The organism is Bradyrhizobium sp. IC3123 (assembly GCF_020193625.1).
Taxonomy (GTDB): domain Bacteria; phylum Pseudomonadota; class Alphaproteobacteria; order Rhizobiales; family Xanthobacteraceae; genus Bradyrhizobium; species Bradyrhizobium yuanmingense.
On the sequence record NZ_JADYVF010000001.1, the window covers coordinates 587,753 to 605,182 of the forward strand.

The 17,430-nt window shown below is 65.1% G+C and carries 19 protein-coding genes and 1 pseudogene; 14 read left to right on the forward strand and 6 right to left on the reverse strand.

Features of this window, described 5'->3' with window-relative positions; genetic code table 11:
- Positions 1-125 precede the first annotated feature (125 nt).
- Complete coding sequence (locus tag I6F20_RS02970; protein WP_225125044.1) at positions 126-3,293, forward strand: CheR family methyltransferase; 3,168 nt, start codon at positions 126-128, stop codon at positions 3,291-3,293.
- On the forward strand, positions 3,293-4,051 hold the full coding sequence (locus tag I6F20_RS02975; protein WP_225125047.1) for a Crp/Fnr family transcriptional regulator: 759 nt from the start codon (positions 3,293-3,295) through the stop codon (positions 4,049-4,051). The genes I6F20_RS02970 and I6F20_RS02975 overlap by 1 nt, the downstream gene beginning before the upstream one ends.
- A 71-nt stretch (positions 4,052-4,122) precedes the next feature.
- On the opposite strand, the gene I6F20_RS02980 is transcribed toward I6F20_RS02975, so the two are convergent.
- Positions 4,123-4,317, reverse strand: a complete 195-nt coding sequence (locus I6F20_RS02980) for a hypothetical protein (RefSeq protein WP_225125048.1) — start codon at positions 4,315-4,317, stop codon at positions 4,123-4,125.
- 614 nt (positions 4,318-4,931) lie between these two features.
- Between I6F20_RS02980 and I6F20_RS02985 the strand changes: the two genes are divergently transcribed.
- Positions 4,932-5,132, forward strand: a complete 201-nt coding sequence (locus I6F20_RS02985) for a hypothetical protein (RefSeq protein WP_036025636.1) — start codon at positions 4,932-4,934, stop codon at positions 5,130-5,132.
- Positions 5,133-5,151: 19 nt separating this feature from the next.
- Here I6F20_RS02985 and I6F20_RS02990 read toward each other — a convergent pair whose 3' ends face one another.
- The gene (locus tag I6F20_RS02990) at positions 5,152-5,436 is read right to left on the reverse strand and encodes a hypothetical protein (protein WP_036025635.1); all 285 of its coding nucleotides are present in this window, start codon (positions 5,434-5,436) and stop codon (positions 5,152-5,154) included.
- 286 nt (positions 5,437-5,722) lie between these two features.
- On the opposite strand from I6F20_RS02990, the gene I6F20_RS02995 reads away from it, so the two are divergent.
- The 6 genes from I6F20_RS02995 (at position 5,723) to I6F20_RS03020 (ending at position 8,800) form a co-directional block, all read left to right on the forward strand.
- The gene (locus I6F20_RS02995; protein ID WP_036025634.1) at positions 5,723-5,932 is read left to right on the forward strand and encodes a hypothetical protein; all 210 of its coding nucleotides are present in this window, start codon (positions 5,723-5,725) and stop codon (positions 5,930-5,932) included.
- Positions 5,932-6,132: a hypothetical protein gene (locus tag I6F20_RS03000; RefSeq protein ID WP_036013732.1), complete on the forward strand. Its 201-nt coding sequence runs from the start codon at positions 5,932-5,934 to the stop codon at positions 6,130-6,132. Before I6F20_RS02995 ends, I6F20_RS03000 begins: the two co-directional genes overlap by 1 nt.
- A gap of 65 nt (positions 6,133-6,197) precedes the next feature.
- On the forward strand, positions 6,198-7,274 hold the full coding sequence (locus I6F20_RS03005; RefSeq protein WP_225114945.1) for a flavodoxin family protein: 1,077 nt from the start codon (positions 6,198-6,200) through the stop codon (positions 7,272-7,274).
- On the forward strand, positions 7,271-8,173 hold the full coding sequence (locus I6F20_RS03010) for an NAD(P)/FAD-dependent oxidoreductase (RefSeq protein WP_225125051.1): 903 nt from the start codon (positions 7,271-7,273) through the stop codon (positions 8,171-8,173). The genes I6F20_RS03005 and I6F20_RS03010 overlap by 4 nt, the downstream gene beginning before the upstream one ends.
- A gap of 98 nt (positions 8,174-8,271) precedes the next feature.
- On the forward strand, positions 8,272-8,601 hold the full coding sequence (locus I6F20_RS03015; protein WP_197947764.1) for a four-helix bundle copper-binding protein: 330 nt from the start codon (positions 8,272-8,274) through the stop codon (positions 8,599-8,601).
- Between the two features lie 10 nt (positions 8,602-8,611).
- Positions 8,612-8,800: a hypothetical protein gene (locus I6F20_RS03020; RefSeq protein ID WP_225114944.1), complete on the forward strand. Its 189-nt coding sequence runs from the start codon at positions 8,612-8,614 to the stop codon at positions 8,798-8,800.
- Between the two features lie 22 nt (positions 8,801-8,822).
- Here the strand turns inward: I6F20_RS03020 and I6F20_RS03025 are convergent, their stop codons facing one another.
- Entirely contained in the window at positions 8,823-9,077 is a 255-nt protein-coding gene (locus I6F20_RS03025) for a hypothetical protein (protein ID WP_036045754.1), read from the reverse strand.
- Between the two features lie 284 nt (positions 9,078-9,361).
- Here I6F20_RS03025 and I6F20_RS03030 point away from each other — a divergent pair, with 284 nt between their 5' ends.
- A complete protein-coding gene (locus I6F20_RS03030; RefSeq protein WP_036013747.1) occupies positions 9,362-9,736 on the forward strand; it encodes a hypothetical protein in 375 nt (124 codons plus the stop codon).
- A 104-nt stretch (positions 9,737-9,840) separates the two neighbouring features.
- On the opposite strand, the gene I6F20_RS03035 is transcribed toward I6F20_RS03030, so the two are convergent.
- Positions 9,841-11,181, reverse strand: coding sequence for a polysaccharide deacetylase family protein (locus I6F20_RS03035; RefSeq protein ID WP_225125053.1), 1,341 nt, complete (start codon positions 11,179-11,181; stop codon positions 9,841-9,843).
- A gap of 157 nt (positions 11,182-11,338) precedes the next feature.
- Positions 11,339-12,130: a polysaccharide deacetylase family protein gene (locus I6F20_RS03040; RefSeq protein ID WP_420887925.1), complete on the reverse strand. Its 792-nt coding sequence runs from the start codon at positions 12,128-12,130 to the stop codon at positions 11,339-11,341.
- Between the two features lie 119 nt (positions 12,131-12,249).
- On the opposite strand from I6F20_RS03040, the gene mgtE reads away from it, so the two are divergent.
- From mgtE to tolA, 4 genes are all read left to right on the forward strand, one after another.
- Positions 12,250-13,671 carry a magnesium transporter gene (gene mgtE / locus I6F20_RS03045; protein ID WP_225125057.1) on the forward strand — a complete coding sequence of 474 codons (1,422 nt, stop codon included), beginning with the start codon at positions 12,250-12,252 and terminating at the stop codon, positions 13,669-13,671.
- 176 nt (positions 13,672-13,847) lie between these two features.
- Complete coding sequence (gene relB / locus I6F20_RS03050; RefSeq protein WP_036013755.1) at positions 13,848-14,165, forward strand: type II toxin-antitoxin system RelB family anti-toxin transcriptional regulator; 318 nt, start codon at positions 13,848-13,850, stop codon at positions 14,163-14,165.
- A 148-nt stretch (positions 14,166-14,313) separates the two neighbouring features.
- Complete coding sequence (locus I6F20_RS03055; RefSeq protein ID WP_225125059.1) at positions 14,314-15,132, forward strand: aldo/keto reductase; 819 nt, start codon at positions 14,314-14,316, stop codon at positions 15,130-15,132.
- A 49-nt stretch (positions 15,133-15,181) separates the two neighbouring features.
- On the forward strand, positions 15,182-16,021 hold the full coding sequence (gene tolA / locus I6F20_RS03060) for a cell envelope integrity protein TolA (RefSeq protein WP_036013759.1): 840 nt from the start codon (positions 15,182-15,184) through the stop codon (positions 16,019-16,021).
- Positions 16,022-16,965: 944 nt separating this feature from the next.
- Here the strand turns inward: tolA and I6F20_RS03065 are convergent.
- Positions 16,966-17,363 (reverse strand): annotated as a pseudogene (locus I6F20_RS03065) (DUF599 domain-containing protein); the annotation flags it as partial.
- Between the last annotated feature and the right edge of the window lie 67 nt (positions 17,364-17,430).

Genomic DNA, 17,430 nt, shown 5'->3' on the forward strand with positions numbered 1-17,430 from the left:
GCTAGCTGGGTCAAAGAGATGCCCGGGACATTTTTGCCTTTGATGTGTTGGGATAATATTGAATTCTGCTATGTGCAGGACGGGGCGCCCATCGGGTTCCCGCCAGCCAGTGAGCCACCAGAGCCATGACCGAAGTCAGCGACCAGCCGGTCGATGCACAGCGCCAGAGCAGGACCCCGCTGATCATAGGGGTCGGCGCCTCGCCGGGCGCGCTGGACAGCATCGAGCGCTTCTTCGCCAAGATGGCGGTCGCGACCGATCAGGCCATCGTGTTGGCGCTTCAGCACCACGAAGCATTCGACGAGCCGCGGCTGCGCGAGATCGTGCAGAATTCCAACGGCAGCAAGGTGGTCGAGATTGCCGACGGCCGCCCGGTCGAAGGCGGCACGATCTATCTGTGTCCACCGGCCATGATCACCACCATCCAGGGGGACCGCTTCGCAATCCGCAAGGCCGAGCAGGCGCCCGGCGAACGCGCCACGATCGACAGCTTCCTGGTCTCGCTGGCCGAGGAGCGCGCCGAGCAGTCTATCGGCGTCATCCTTGCGGGCACCGGGGGCGACGGTACGCTGGGCACGGCGACGCTGAAGGATCACGGCGGCCTCGCCATCGCCGAGAAGATCGGAAACGCGGAGGAGGCCGGGCATCTCGACGGCAACACGCCCGCTGCGATTGCCGATTATGTGCTTCCGCCCGAGGATATCCCCGAGCACATCCAGGTCTATGCCCGTCATCTCAGGCGTCTGGAGGAGAAGCAGGGCTTCGACGAAGTCCTGGCTGCGGCCGCCACCTCGCTGTCGCGCATCGCCGACATCCTGCGCAACAAGACCGGCAACGATTTCCACGGCTACAAGCAGAACACCTTCCTGCGCCGAGTGCAGCGGCGCATGCAGGTGGTCCGGATCGACGACATTTCCGCTTATGTGGATTTCCTTCGCAACGACAAGGACGAGGCCCAGTATCTCTTCAACGACCTCCTGATCGGCGTTACCGAATTCTTCCGCGACAAGCGCGAGTTCGAGGTGCTGGAGACGCAGATCATCCCGAAGATCTTCGAGGGCAAGGGCGTCGGCCAGCTGGTCCGCGTCTGGGTGCTCGGCTGCGCCACCGGCGAAGAGGCCTATTCGATCGGCATTCTCCTGCGTGAGTATATGGCGCGGATGGATTCCGTGCCGCAGGTGCAGATCTTCGCCACCGACATCGACGGGCGGGCGCTCACGACCGCCCGCGTCGGCCGCTATCGCACCAATATCGAGGCGGACATGACCAGCGAGCGGCTGGCGCGCTGGTTCGTGCGCGAGGGCGATACCTATTGCGTGGTGAAGGAGCTGCGCGAGATGTGCATTTTCTCGCAGCACAACGTCATCAAGGATGCGCCGTTCTCCAAGCTCGATCTCGTCTCCTGCCGCAATCTGCTGATCTATCTCAACGCCGAGCTGCAGAACCGCGTGATTCCGCTCTTCCATTTCGCGCTGCTGCCGGAGCGCTATCTGTTCCTCGGCAATTCCGAGAACGTGACCCGGCATCCGAAGCTGTTCGCGCCGGTCGACCGCCGCGCCCGGATATTCAAGAAGCTCGAGACGGGAACGCGGCTGCCGCCGGAATTTCCGATCACGACCGCGGCCGGCCGGGTGCCGGTCGAGGTGCCGGCGGTTCGCTCGTTCGGGCCCGACGTCGGCCTCGAGCGGCGCGCGCAGCGCATCGCGGAGCGCTATGCACCGGCCTATGTCATCACCGACGAAAATTTCCAGGTCCTGCATTTCTCCGGGCGCACCGGCCGCTACATCGAGCCGACGGCGGGCGCCGCCACGCTCGACCTGCTGCAGCTCGCGCACCGCGATCTCCGGCTGGAATTGCGCACCGCGCTCAGCCGCGCCGCCGAGACCAACGAATCCGTCCATGCCGAGCAGGTGCAACTCGGGGTGAACGGTCACCGCGTCCTGGTGGACATTACGGTCGAGCTGATCCAGGAGGGCGCCGGCGGCCACCGCAATTTCGTCGTCCTGTTCAAGGACGGCCCGGCGCGGACCATCGAGGCCGACGCCGCCAATCCCAACGCCCTGGTGCGCACCGAGCATATCGAGCGTCTCGAGAACGATCTGCGTGCGACACGCGAGCGCCTTCAGGCGACCATCGAGGAGCTCGAGAGCACTAACGAGGAGCTGAAATCCTCGAACGAGGAATATCAATCGCTGAACGAGGAATTGCAGTCGGCCAACGAGGAGCTGGAGACCTCGCGCGAGGAGCTGCAGTCGGTCAACGAGGAGCTGACCACCGTGAACGGCGAGCTCGCGCACCGCGTTCAGGAGCTGACGCGTGCCACCAGCGATCTGAAGAATTTCCTCGAGAGCACACAGATCGCAACCGTGTTCCTCGACAACGATCTGCGCGTGATGAACTTCACGCCCGCGATCACCCAGCTCCTGCATCTGGTCGAGACCGACACCGGCCGGCCCATCAGCCATATCAAGGCACGTATCCCGATCGAGGAGCTTTACGACGACATTCGCCGGGTGCTGCGCACGCTCGCCAGCATCGAGCGCGAGCTGAGCGCGCCGGATAGCGGCACGCGCTACATCGTGCGCATCCTGCCGTATCGCAGCGTCGACAATTTCATCGCGGGTGTCGTCATTACCTTCATCGACGTCACCGCAATCACCCGCGCCGAGGAGCGGCAGCGCCTGCTGCTGGCCGAGCTCCAGCACCGGGTTCGCAACACGCTCGGCGTGGTGCGCTCGATTGCGCGCCGCTCGGCGGAAACGAGCTCAACCGTGGAGGAATACGCCTCCCATCTCGACGGCCGTTTGAATGCCTTCGCCCGCACCCAGGCGCTGGTGACGCGCGATCCCGAGGGCGGCGTCGATCTCGAATATCTCGTGGTCGAGGAACTGCTCGCCTATAATGCCAGGGAAGGCGAGCAGATGCGGGTCTCCGGCCCGAAGGTCCGCTTCCAGCCCAAGGCCGCCGAGACCTTCGCGCTCGCGATCCACGAGCTCGCGACCAATGCGCTCAAATACGGTGCCTTAAGTCAGCCGAGTGGACGTGTCGATGTGACCTGGCGCGTCGATGAGAGCACCGAGCCGGCGGAGCTGGTGTTCGACTGGCGGGAGCGGGGCGGGCCGCCGGTGATGGCTAGGCCGCGCAAGGGATTCGGGACCGAGCTTCTGGAGCGCACGCTGGCGTTCGAGTTGAAGGGGCAGACCACGATGGCATTCAATTCTGCCGGGCTGCAATGCACCATCACCATCCCTTTGACAAAGCGCGCCTTCCACACACCGGTGGTGGCTGCCTGATGCCGCTGTCGACAGCCGATCGCAGCGTTTTGGAGCCGGCCATTCGTCGGCTGAGCGCGCTACGGCCGTTGTCGGCCGAGGCTCGCGCATCGCTGGAATACGCCATGCTCGAGGGCCTCCAGCGCGCCGGATCCGGCGAGGATCTGATCAGCGAGGGTGATTCCGTCGATGCCGTCCGCGTCCTGTTGTCGGGCTGGCTCGGCCGTTACAAGACGCTCGATGACGGCCGGCGCCAGATCGTCAATTTCATCTTCCCGGGCGAAAGCTGCGATGCGCATGCTTACCTGCTGTCGGAGATGGATCATTCCATCGTGGCGCTGACGCCCGTGGTCTATGCCGAGATCAAGCGCGCCCGCTTCGAGAACCTCCTCGCCAACAACCCTACGCTCTCGGAAGCGTTCTGGTGCGAGACTCTGCTCAACAGCGCGATCCAGCGCGAATGGGCGATCAATCTCGGCCGCCGCGTCGCGCTGGAGCGCGTGGCGCACCTGTTCTGCGAAATCTTCGAGCGGCTTCGCCCGGTGGGACTGGTCGACGGCAATTCCTGCCTCATGCCCGTCACGCAAACGGATCTCGCCGATGCGACGGGGCTTTCCGTCGTTCACCTCAATCGGACGCTCCAGGAGCTGCGCGCGGCGAAGCTGATCGTGCTGCGCGAGCGGACCCTGACCATCCCGGACCTCGATGCGCTCAAGAACGCGGCGCTGTATTCGCCTAGCTATCTCGGGATCTACCGGGCGACTGAAGCGGTCCGTTGACGCCGTTCCGTTCCGGCCAGACGAGTCGTTTCGCTGAGATGGGCCGGAACAGGATGTCGTCCTGCTCGCAATCACGCCTGTTTGGGGCGCTGTCCGTCCTGCACATCATCATCGTCTTCACTTGGAAAGGGCTCGTGAGTTTTCCGGCCCAGAAACGTATCCGGTCGAGGAAGCGTCAATACCTCCAGCGATTCACGGATCGCCTTGCGAACCTGCTCCACGTGCTTCTCATCGGACTGCAATGGATAACGAGTCGGCTTCGCCATCAGGCGCTCCCCCGGGTCATGCAGGCGGGAGCACCATCGGTCTCTCAGCCACCGGCGCCTACGGGCAGAGCCACAGCCAGTGATGAGATCACCGTACACCCGCTGTGGCGTTTCAGCTAAGGAAATCGAGGACCTATCGACCGATTCCTGTTCCGGGCTACCGGTACGTGGTTGAGGGCGGTCTGGCGGGTTGTGGCGACTTGATCCAGGTTAAGCGGCGACGCTTTTTGAGCCGTTGGCCCCATTTGAGTAACCTATGCAAGTGCGCGCTCGCGAGCTCTGTTGCATGATGCCTGATGCCAGACACGCTGTTTGCCCGCGCTACGCGCGCTATCGAAGAGAGCCGAGCCCTCCGGGAGCAGCATAGACAAGTTGCGGGCCGCTACGGCGACACCGTGAACGATTTACGTTTGGCCATTATGGACAGCGCCATGCTTCGCTCCGAGATCAGGGCGCGCCGGGACAACGAGGAATCGTAACTCCGGTCTTTTTCCCCAAACAGGCAACCGTTCCCTTTCTGGAACGTTAGATCGTTGGCCAGGCTGTGCAGCCTGGCATCAATACCCGTCGGAACGCAACGGCGCGATCGACCTCATGCACCAGGAGGACGCCTGATGAGGACGCGACATCGATTCAAGCAAGTCGACACTCTGGAAGCGCGGCTCGCCGCCGAGGCGGAGCGGCTACGCGAACAGGCCAGCTTGCTTCCGCCCGGCGCGGCGCGCGACGAAGTCCTGCGCAAGGCGCGTCAGGCGGAAACGGGGTCTCAGATGAGCGAGTGGCTGAGGTCGCCGGGCCTGCAGCCGCCAAGCTAGCCCGGCGCGATGCGCGTCGTCAGCGCCGCTTCGCGGCCTTGCTTCGCCGATTGTACGGGGAGCGGTTGACCGGCCGCAGCGATATTCCCTCGCGTTGCGCCTTGCTGCGAATGGCCGTGACGGGGCGCTGCAGCTTGATGCTCATCACGCCGGTCGGCGTGTTGCCTTTCGCAAGCTGCTTCAGCTTGCTTACATCCGCCGCTGTCCACGGCTCGCGCGCGCGGCGCTTGTAGGCGGGATTTGCCTTGCGCGGTCCTTTGCGGCCGATCGGTGAGCCCGGTCGTTTCCATGCTGCTCTTGCCATGATGATCCTCCTTCAAGTCGTCCTTGAACATACGAATCAGCATTTCGGTTCCGGCGCAGTCCAAACCGATCGGTCCTGCGGTTGTGCTTTGCGCAAAATCGCGCAGCGTTAACTTATTGAAATGCCGGAACCGGCTGTTGCGACGGAAGCTGCGATCGTTGCCGGGCCGAGCCGCCTCGACCGGCAAGCGACTTGAGTGACAAGAGAACCTGGGCCCCGGCGCCCGATCCCCCGCCGGGGCCGATTTCCTTCCAACCGAATTGTCCACGAAAGTTCAAAAGTAAAAATGACCGCCAAACGTAACCGCAGGAAACAGACCCAAACGCTTCAGGAGCGACTGGCCGCTTTTGCCGAAAGCGCGCGCGAGCGCGCCCGCAACTTGCCGCCCGGCAGGGAACGCGAGATGCTGCTGCGTCGCGCCAAGCAGAACGAAGTGACCTCGAACCTCACGGATTGGCTCAGCGCACCCGTCGCTCCAAGGCGAGGACACCTATAGTGGCAAGTATCAAGCACTACCGCGCGTTCCAAATCGATCCGGACGGGCACGTGTTCGGATGCATCAACCTCGTCTGCGACGACGACGAGCAGGCCAAGCGCGAAGCCGCCTCGCTCGTCCTGGTGCATCGCATCGAGCTGTGGCGGCTCGATCAACGGATCGCCAAATTCGATGCGCCGCAGGAGCTTGTTCGCCAGTAAGGCTTGGGAACCGCGCGCTGGGCGCCGGGTTGGGTCGGAGGGATTCGACTTCGCCAGGAGCCAGCATGACGGACGCCGACATTCGCAAGGGGATGCCGCCCGTCAAGCTGTCGCGTGAGGAGTTCGAGCGGCGCTACAAGCGTCAGTTCGTCGATCCCGCCTTTGCTCCGCTTGGGCGCGAGCTCGATGCCATCATCGCTGCGGCCTGGGACGCCTACAGCCATTCGCGCAAGGCACCGTTGACGCGGAAGGCCGGTGCAGGCTTTTCCGACCCGGACTACGATCTCGCCGTCGACTGGCTCGATGCGCGCTCAAAAATCCTGGAGGCGCAGCGTCGCCACGACGATGCCGACGAGACGCCGCGCATCCTGATCATCAACGGCTCGGCCCGCAGCGAGCACACCTGTCCCGGCGAGATGTCCAAGACCTGGCGGCTGGTCAAGCTGGCCGAGCCCGTCTTCATCGAGATGGGATTTGCCGTCGACATCCTCGATCTGTCGCGCCTCGCTTCGGAATTCGGCAAAACCATTCATCCCTGCAAGTCCTGCGTCGGCACCGCCATGCCGCTGTGCCACTGGCCGTGCAGCTGCTATCCGAACTACTCGCTGGGCCAGACCCACGACTGGATGAACGAGATCTATCCGCTCTGGGTTGCCGCCCACGGCATTCTGATCGTGGCGCCCGTGAACTGGTATCACGTGCCTGCCGGTCTCAAGGCGATGATGGACCGCATGGTCTGCGCCGACGGCGGCAATCCCGATCCGACCTCGACCCACGGCAAGAACGCCGCGGAAGCCAAGGCGATCGAGCTGAAGGGCTGGCCCTATCCGCGTCATCTCGCCGGCCGCCATTTCGGCCTCGTCGTTCACGGCGATGCGGTCGGCGCCGAGGGCGTGCGACGGGCCTTGTCCGACTGGCTGACCGACATGCAGCTGATCTCGGCAGGGCGCTACGCCGAGCTCGACGGTTATGTCGGCTACGACGAGCCATACGCCACATCCCATCGTGAGCTCGACGAGGACCGCGAATTCCAGCAGGAAGTGCAGAATGCGGCGCGCGCGCTCGGCAATGCCGTCCGGCTCGCGCGAAGCGGGCGCCTCGATGAGCCCGGCGCCGGTCTTGCGGACCCGAACCCCAAATGACCGGCGCGCCACCCCTTGAATGCCTGATCGTCGGAGGCGGGCCGGCGGGACTGATGGCCGCGATCTATCTGGCGCGCTTCCGCCGCCGCGTCTGCGTCGTGGACGCCGGCGCGAGCCGGGCGGCCCTGATCCCGCGCAGCCACAATGTCCCCGGCTTCGTCCACGGCCTGTCCGGCGCGGAACTGATCGAGCGGATGTCGGCCCAGCTGAACGAGCTCGCCGTCACACGCGTGGAGGCCGAGGTCACGGCGTTGCAGCGTCACGAACACGGCTTTGAAGCGAGCTGGAATGGCCGCGCGCATGCGGCCGCCACGGTCATTCTCGCCTGCGGGATCGTCGATACTCATCCGCCATTCGCGGAGTGGCGCGCGGCGGTCGCGGACGGACTCCTGCGCTACTGCCCGATCTGCGACGCCTTCGAGGCCACCGGCCGCCGCATTGGCGTCGTCGGGCCGCTGGATCGTGCCGCCGCAAAGGCGCTCTTTCTGCGTGGCTATGCGCGCGACGTGACGCTGCTTGCGACCGGCGCGGACGACGCGAAGGCCGCAACGTCGGAGCTGTCCGAGGCGGGCGTCGGAATCGTGTTCGCGCCCGAGCTGCGCCTGGCGCGGCGAGGCGGCGGCGTTGAAGCGGATTTCGCCGACGGACGTACCGCGCAATTCGACATCGTCTATCCTGCGATGGGCGCGGAGGTCCGCTCCCAGCTCGCGATGGCGCTGGGCGCCGACCACACTGCGGACGGTCATTTGAAGGTCGACGATCACCAGCGCACGTCGATCGCCAGGCTCTACGGAATCGGCGACGTCGTCACCGACCTGCACCAGATCTCGGTCGCGTTCGGCCACGCGGCCATCGCGGCCTGCACGATCCACAACAGCCTGCCGCCGCGATTTGCGTGATGGGACGGCGGTGAGCCTCACAATCGACTGGAACCGGGAACGAAGCGCGTTGCCCCGCTTTGGTCGAGCGGAGCGGGGCGCGCAACTGGAGACAACCGATGGCTCAATCCGAAGACATGACCCGCTGCATCGCGCTTTGCATGAGCTGCTACCAGACATGTCTCGGCACGGCGATGAACCATTGCCTCGAGACCGGCGGCAAGCATGTTGAGCCGAAGCATTTCCGCCTGATGATGGCCTGCGCCGAAATGTGCCGGACCGCCGCGCACTTCATGCTGATCAACACGCCGCATCATAAGCACACCTGCGGTGAGTGCGCCGAAATCTGCACCGAATGTGCCGAGGATTGCGCCCGGATCGGCGGCATGGACGAATGCGTCGCGACGTGCCGCTCCTGCGCCCAATCCTGCCGCGCGATGGCGGCTTGAGGAGGTGCCCATGCTGGAAGAGAAACTCAAGGAAGCGATCGTCGGCGAATTGCAGCGTCAGGCCGCCGACCGGCCGCAATCGCTGAAGGTGCAGGGCGCGGGAGACGGAGCGGCCTCGGAGGAGCTGACGGTCAACGGCAAGATCGACCTCGGCGCGCTTGTCATGGTGATCGCAGGATCGGTCGCCGGCGGGCCTTGAGCTCGATCGTCGACCGGCGGCCTCAGCCATACTCCTCGCCGATGCCGTATTCCCGGTAGATCTGCAGCGGGTCGAGCTCGGGAAACAGACGGCATTTGGCCTGCGCAAGATGCAGGCTCACCGCTGCCGGCTCCTTGCCGTTCGCGAGCAGCTTGCGGATGTCTTCCATATGCGCGTTCGGCTGGTGCTTCGGTTCGAGCTGCTCCAGCGCGACCAGGGCGGTCGCGAGTGCCTCGGTCAGAACCCAGTCGTCGTGGCCCGTGATTCCCTTCTTCATCGGAAGAATCCCACATCTGGTGACGGTCACAGTTTACCGCGCCTTCGGCCAAATCGCCATCGAGCCGTTGCGGGCCGTTCGCGCGCGCGAGGCCATGGGCCATGCTCCGGCTTGCCTTATGGCCGCCTCAGGCTAAAAGGCGGCTAGTTGCGGGGGCGGCAGTATCTTTGTTGAAACAAACTTGGCGTAGACGGGCCGTATCCAGGCTCGCCGTTCCGGTCTGGGTCCCGATCCCGCACGTCGCAACACCATGGGGTTGCGACCCCCTCAAGGTTCGAGCCAGCATGGTTTTTCTCAGTTTCGTCTACCGCTTCCTCACCAATTTCGCCTTCATGGCGGTGGTCTATTTCAGCTTGAACTTCATGGAAAAGTATCCGAACCGGGCGATCCTGGCGATCCTGGTGCTGGTCTATGCCGCCATGCGCGCGGCCTCGACGCTGCGGGCGTTCTACTTCTTCCAGAAGATCGAGAAGCTGGAGGCCGAGACCAAGCGCCTTCAGGCTCCGATCAACGACGGTTCGGGCAGCACCACCGCGCGCAAGCAGGTGATCACCGACGTCGCGCGGCTGCGGCGGGACGGCGAGCTCAAGTCCTACATGGACCTGTTCTTCCTGGCGCTGATCGTGCTGCTCTGCGTCGCCGCCATCATGCGGCAATAGCAGCTAAAGCATGATCCGGAAAAGTGCGAAGCGGTTTTCCGAAAAGATCATGCATAAACAACAACCTAAAGCGCGATGATGATTCATCCTAATCTCATCGCGCTTTAGGCGCGCTTTTTCAGGCTGGCGACGCGGGTCGGACGGGGCGGCACGCCCTTGGAGGCCGCGCCATTGGCCGCGGCGCTCTTCGCTGCGGTACTCTTGGGTACGATGTCGACGGGCTGCGCGGCGTGATCCGCTGCAGCCGGCGCCGCCTGGGCGGTACGCCGCCCATGCAGCTTGGCTGTCTTGCCCTTCGCGCCTCTGCCCTGTGCTGCCTTGTCCTTGGCCGGATGTGGCCTCTCGGCCGCCATGGCGAGCCGGGTCGCGGCGCGCCGCGATGAGGTCGTCGACATCAGCACCTCGACCGAGCCTTCCGGAATCGCGAACAGATCGCGACCCGGGACGGGCAGGGTGGATGCGAGGTCGATCTGGCCCTTGCTCCGGCGCGGCAGCAGCGATTGATGTTCGGCCTGCGCATTGAGGTCCGCGAGCGCGGGGGCCGGCAGCGTCCTGGTCTGCGTGAACACGAAATGCGGCACGCGCGGCCAGCGCGCGATCGGCGTCGTCTCGGTTGGCGGATGCAGCAGCCATTCGACCGGCGTGGTCGGCGTCGCCGGCCGCTCGGCCGTGGCGGGCACCACATGCACGATGCGATAGCCGCGCGCCTTGAGGTCGCGGATGATCTTGGGCAGTGCCGCCACCGTGCGGGCCTGAATGTCGTGCAGCAGCAGGATGCCCTTGCCCTTGGCCTCCAGCCGCTGGATCGCGAGCTGGTAGACGCGGTCGGACGACACGTGCCGCCAATCGTCGGCCGGGAAGTCGGCGCTCCAGACCTGGAGGCCGCGCGCAATCAGATGGTTCTCGATGCCCTCGGCGCGCATCAGTCCGGGAATGCGGAAGAACGGGGCGAGCTGCGACGGATCGGTCATCGCGGCCGCGGTCCATTCGATGCCGCCATTGATCTCCGCCTCGGCCTTCTCGATCGGCATCCGGTCGAAGGTCAGCGGATGGTCCATGCTGTGCGTGCCGACGGTATGGCCCGCCGCGACCAGCTTGCGCACGCCTTCCGGATTGGCCTTGGCCTGGTTGCCGACGATGAAGAAGGTCGCCTTGATGCATTCGTCGGCGAGGATCTTGAGCACCTGGTTCGAATATTTCGGGATCGGACCATCGTCGAAGGTCAGGACGACCTCATGGTCCTTCAGCGGCAGCGTCTCGCGGTACTGCATGGTGCCGATCAGCGGATGTTCGCGCGGATCGACAACGAGGGTGCGGGAGGTGCCGAGGGCGTCGGGGTGGCCGGGACAGTCGGCTGCGAGCGCGGCCGGCGAACCGGCGGTGAGCATTCCCAGACAGAGGACGATCCACGATCGCGTCCGCAAAACAACGCTACTTCCGATCATGAACCTCGTCTGCCCCCATGCAATTTGGCGCCCTAGATAGGTCGGAGATGGCTCAAAACGGTTCAGCCGCAGCCGCTCTCATCTTCACGGGGTAGCATGAACAGAGTGTTAATTGGCCCCAAATCACCCCATTTTGCCCGGGCGTGACATTCCGGCATCAGCGCGTATCGGCGCTCTTCTGTGATGTGCCCGCCGGGACGATGTGGACCACCCGATAGTCGTTCTCCCTCAGATACCGTAGAAACGCCGGCATCATTGCGGCCGTGCGCGCCTTGTTGTCGTGGAAGAGGATGATGCCCTTTCCGCTCGCGGCCAGACGCTCGGTGACGAGCTTCAATTGCTGCTCCGGCGTCAACTCCTCCCAGTCGCTGGCCCATAAATCGGCCCCGAACACAATGATGCCGCGCGACTGGAGCAGGTCGAGCTGCGCTTGGGTCGACTCGAAATAGGGAAAGCGGAAGAACGGCGTCGAGGGTGTCGTCGTCGAGACTCCGTGTAGCGCCATTTCGTCTGCGGCAATGCCCCGGTCGATGTCGGCCATGGCCTTCTCGAACGGAATACGCCCCATGAACGGATGCGAGTAGGAGTGATGGCCGACGGTGTGGCCCTCGCGGGCGATGCGCTTGACCATGTCCGGGTGCTCGGAGGCGTGCTGGCCGATCAGGAAAAAGGTCGCGCGCACGCATTCCTGTGCCAGCGCCGCCAGCACTTTCGACGTCGTCGGCGGGTTCGGCCCGTCGTCGAAGGTCAGCACGACCTCGCGATCGGCCAGCGGCAGCGTCTGCGGAAAGCTCTTCAGGCCCACGCGCGGATAGGTCTTGGGATCGACGCTGAGGACGCGCGAGGTGCCGAGCGCGTCCTTGCGCGGGCACTCGGCGGCCTCCGTCTCGGCGGCGCCGATGACGGTCGCGGCATTGCCGATGACGGTTGCGACAAGCGCGCCCGCCATGGTCGAGGTCCACCTTAGTCGCAGCATCTTTGCCATTGCGCTCGGCTTTGCCTTGTGGGTATTGCCTGAAGCCTCAGCTCACACCACCGGTTCCAACCTGTCAAACGGCGAGGCGCGCCATGGATGAACATCTGGACGTTGCCCCATCGGCTGCGGATTCGGTACTCGACCACGTGCCGATGCGCAATGAAGACGGCGATATCAGGCACGAATTCGTCGAGGAGGTCGCCCGTGCGATCGAGGCCGGGGACAGCGCGGCGCTGCGTGCCTGCGTCGCGGAGCTGCACGAGGCCGATCTCGGCGATCTGATCGGCGCCCTCGAGCCCGACGACCGCGTCCGCCTGGTCGAGCTTACCGGCCGCGATTTCGATTTCTCGGCGCTGAACGAGGTCGATGAGACCGTCCGCGAGGAGATCCTCGAGGAGCTGCCGCCGGAGACGGTCGCCGAGGGCGTCCGCGAGCTCGAATCCGACGATGCGGTCGAGCTCTTGGAAACCCTCGGTGCCGAGGAGCAGGAAGAGATCCTGGAGAAGCTGCCACTCAAGGAGCGCGTCGCGCTCGAGCGCAGCCTGCTGTACCCGGAGAACTCCGCCGGCCGCCGCATGCAGACCGAGTTCATCGCCGTGCCCCAGGATTTCACGGTCGGCCAGGCGATCGACTACATGCGCGAGACGCCGGATCTGCCCGACCGCTTCTACGAGATCTACGTCGTCGACAAGGAACAGCACTGGCAGGGCGCGGTGCCGCTCGACGTGCTCCTGCGCACGCGCCGGCCGGTGGCGCTGACCGAACTCACCGACGAGGACCGCCGCCGCGTCTCCGTCCTGGAGGACCAGGAAGAGGTGGCGCGCATGTTCGGCAAATACAATCTCGTCGCCGCGCCCGTGCTCGACACCCAGGATCGCCTCGTCGGCGTCATCACCGTCGACGACGTCGTCGACGTCATCGAGGAGGAGGCGGACGAGGACCTCAAGGCGCTCGGCGGTGTCACCAGCGACGAAGAGCTGTCGGACACGTTCCTCACCATCGCCCGCGGCCGCTTCAACTGGCTGCTGGTGAACCTCGCCACCGCGTTCCTGGCGTCCTCCGTGCTCGGCCTGTTCGAGGGCCAGCTGGAGAAGATGGTCGCGCTCGCGGTGCTGGCGCCGATCGTGGCGAGCCAGGGCGGCAATGCCGCGACCCAGACCATGACGGTGACGGTGCGGGCGCTGGCGACGCGCGAGCTCGGTTCCTCCAACGCCTGGCGCGTGGTGATGCGCGAGGCCCTGGTGGGCCTCGTCAACGGCCTCGCCTTCGCCGTGATCACCGGCATCGCCGCGGTGGCCTGGTTCAAGATCCCGGGCCTCGGCATCGTCATCGGGCTCGCCATCGTCTGCAACCTCGTGGCCGGCGCGCTCGGCGGCATCCTGATCCCGATGGCGCTGGATCGCGTGCGGGCCGACCCGGCGGTGGCGTCGGGCACGTTCGTGACCACCGTGACCGACGTCGTCGGCTTCTTCTCCTTCCTCGGGATTGCGACGCTCTGGTTTGGGTTGAAGTAGGTCTCACCCCATCGTCATTCCGGGGCGCGCCACTTGGCGCGAACCCGGAATCCATTTGTCCGCGTCGACGCTGCACAATGGATTCCGGGCTCGCGCTTCGCGCGCCCCGGAATGACGACAACCGTCTTTAATCCGACTTTAAGCGACCTGCCGCATCATCGCCTTTGCTTGGGGGAATGGGCATGCGGTTGCGGCTGAAGGCGGACGGACGGATCGTCGAATTGCGGAATGGGCAGGAATTTCCGGTCCAGCCGCTTTCGGTTCAGCCGACGGCCAATGCGGCGCCGTCTGACACCGGCCCGCTCGCGGTGCGCGATCTGCGCCGGCGCGCCTGCCTGACCCAGATGGAGTTCGCCGCCAGGCTCGGCGTACCCGTCGAGACCATCCGCAACTGGGAGCAGGGCAAACGCGCCCCGCGCGGCCCGGCCCGCGCACTGCTCACGGTGATCGCGCATGCCCCCGACACGGTGTTCCAGGCGCTCGCCAAGACCTGACGCCAAGACCTGACGCCAAGACCTGACGCACAACCTCCCGTTAGGCCTGCATCGAATATCCCGCCTGGCTGCCGCGGCTTCCGTTGGCAGTATCATCGACCGGGTCCATAATGACGTCTGGGGCTGTCGCAACGGAAGAGGATTCCTCATGCTGTTCGTCGAGGCCAATGGCGCAAGGATTCCGGCGATCGGTCTCGGGACCTGGGAGCTGAGCGGAAGGCCGGCCGCGCGCGTGGTCGAGCAGGCGTTACGGCTCGGCTATCGCCATATCGACACCGCGCAGGTCTACGACACTGAGCGCGAGGTCGGCGACGGCTTGCGCGCCTCCGGCGTGCGCCGCGACGACGTATTCCTCACCACCAAGGTCTGGACCAACCATTTCGCACCCCATGATCTCGAACGCTCGGTGAAGGAGAGCCTCGCTCGCCTGCGGCTTCCCTCGGTCGATCTGTTGTTGCTGCACTGGCCCAATCCTCATGTGCCGCTCGCGGAGACGCTGGGCGCGCTGTCGCATGTAAAGACGATGGGCCTGACCCGCCACATCGGCGTTTCCAATTTCACCGTGGCACTGATCGAGCAGGCGGTCGCGCTGTCGGCGGAGCCGCTGGTCTGCAACCAGGTCGAGTATCACCCCTATCTCGATCAGGCGAAGGTACGGGCGGCCTGCGACCAGCATGGCCTTGCCCTCGTCGCCTACAGCCCGATCGCCAAGGGCCGCATCAAGTCCGACCAGACACTGGCCGAGATCGGTCGCGTCCACCGCAAGACGGCGGCGCAGGTCTGCCTGCGCTGGCTGGTGCAGCAGAATGTCGCTGCGATCCCGCGCACCTCGCGCATCGAGCGCCTGTCGGAGAACATCGAGATCTTCGATTTCGAGCTGTCGGAAAACGAGATGGACCGGATCGCCGCGCTCGCCAATCCGAAGGGACGCCTGACCGACTTTGGCTTCGCCCCGAAATGGGATTGAGAGGGACCCGGGGTATGCTAGGACCGCGGCGGCAACCCAAGATCGGTCGATGGAACTGGGGAAGATCATACGGACGGACATTGCCGCCTCGGCAATCGCCCATCTGACGCTGGTGGCGCTGATCATCGTGATCAGCGAGGTCCGTCCGTTTCATAGCCAGCCGCCCGAAACCGTCGCGGTCGACATCGTCACGCCGGAGCAGGTGAAGCAGGAGGAAACCAAGGCCGAGGAGAAGAAGGAAGAGGCGAAGCCGCCAGAGCCGCTCCCCGATCTGAAGCTGCCGAAGCCGGATATCACCGACAAGGCGGAGGCATCGAAGCCTGCGGCCAGGCCGCAGGCGGCAGCACCATCACCGTCACAGCAGGCCTCGCCCGAGCCGCAGCAGAAGCAGCCGCAGGCCTCGAAGCAGCGTGAGGCCAACGCGCCGCCGCCGCCGCAGGCCGCGCCGCCGCCGGCCTATCAGACGCCGCAACCGGACGTCACCATCAAGTACGGGGTCATGCTGGGCTTGCCGCCCGAATTGCCGGTCGAGCCGAAAGGCGCCAAGGACGACGGCGGGGATGCCAACGATTCAATCGCTGCGAAGCTTCCGCCCGAGGTCATCGCGGAGCTTCGCCGTCACTTGCGCGGCTGCGCCAAGCTGCCGCCCGGCGTCGCACCGACCGACAACGTTCATGTCAAGCTGCGCACCGTGTTCGCCACCGACGGCACGCTGGCGCGCGAGCCCATCCTGATCGAGGCGCCGCCGTCCGCCAAGGGCGTGGCCATCGTCAAGTCCGCAACGAGCGCGCTGCAGAACTGCCAACCCTACAAGATGTTGCCGGCCAATCTGTACGGGGAATGGAAGGTGCTGGATCTGCCGTTCAGCCCGAAGGATTTCGGCGGATAGCGCGTCGTGGTGTAGTCGTGTAGCCCGGATGAGCAAAGCGTAATCCGGGGCTGCTCGCCCGGCAGCTCGAATTGTCCCGGATTACGCTCGCGCTCCATCCGGGCTACGAGAGCAGGGTGTTTCGCTTCTCTGTCAACCTGCCCGCTCTAAAATATTCCACTTTACCGAAATTCGGAAATGGCGTATGTATCGCCCATCCCGGCTCAATCTCGAGGGGCGATCATGAGGTCGTCATTGTCGCGAGCCGGGCTTGCGGTGGACGCGGCAGCGTCGTGTACGAGAGCTGAGGGCAGGGCGGATTGCTCTCCGTGAGCCCGAGGCTTCGTACGGACGAGCGGCGCCGTCAGGTTCGTCGCGCCGGCATTTCGATGGCAACGTGCACAACGCCGTCGAACCCTGCGGCGCCAACGAACCGCGCGTACGGCAAAACCGTGTGGTCCTGGCCGTCGTTGCTACGGCCAAGCTCTGGCGAATGCGGCCCTCGCGTCAACCGGCGCGGTGCCGGCGACTTTCGCGGGAGTGAGGGAGGCCAGAGGGAACTCGGCTCCCGGGAGAGCGCGGCATAAGCCGTCCGACCATCGCGCAGGGAAGGCCGTGTGTTGGGCTTCACCTGTATGCTGCTGTGCGGTTCTTCCTGCGTGTGCTCTAGCGCAGCGGACCGCGGGTGCCGCCGGCACCCGGCCTTCCCTGCGCCCTCTTGCATCTGAGGGCGGCGAGACGAAGCAAAGCTCGGGCGAAGCAGCCGCGAGATCGCGAAGGCATGTCTGTGATCCGATCTCGTGCCCCGGACGCAGCGCAGCGTCCCCCCGGCGATGCGAAGCATCGTCCGGTTCGACGATGCGCTGCAGAGCAGGGGCCCATGCCTCCGAGCAATCCGTGTGGCGCTGGGTCCCGGCTCTGCGCCGCAACGCTTCACGCGTTGCAGCTTGTCCGGGACACGTGGCTCAATGCCCTCGCTTCATCCCCTCACCACCATCCACCGCCCCGGTGCCATCGCGGCCCAGGCGCTGGACGCGAACTGCCGCCGCCAGGTCACGACCACGACCGCTGCCGTGGTCACGAACAGCACCCAGGGGCTGACGAACCAGCCGAGATAGCCGAGCGCGAAGAAGAAGGCACGCTGGCCGCGGTTGAAGTGGCGGCCGGCGGATTCGAACAGGCGCGAGGTGCGGATGACGTGGGCTTCGGCCTCGGGGGTGTCGCGCTGTGAGGCCGGCGGCATACCGCCGAACAGGATCGCGACATAGTTGAACAGGCGATAGGCCCAGGCGAATTTGAAGAAGGCGTAGACGCAAATCAGCACGAGGCCGACGCATTTCAGCTCCCACAAAGCGGGCGAGCAACGATTGATTGGCGGCAGGCGATGGCGCTAAAAGCGGCTGCAACTGCAGGACTCAACGAAGGACCAG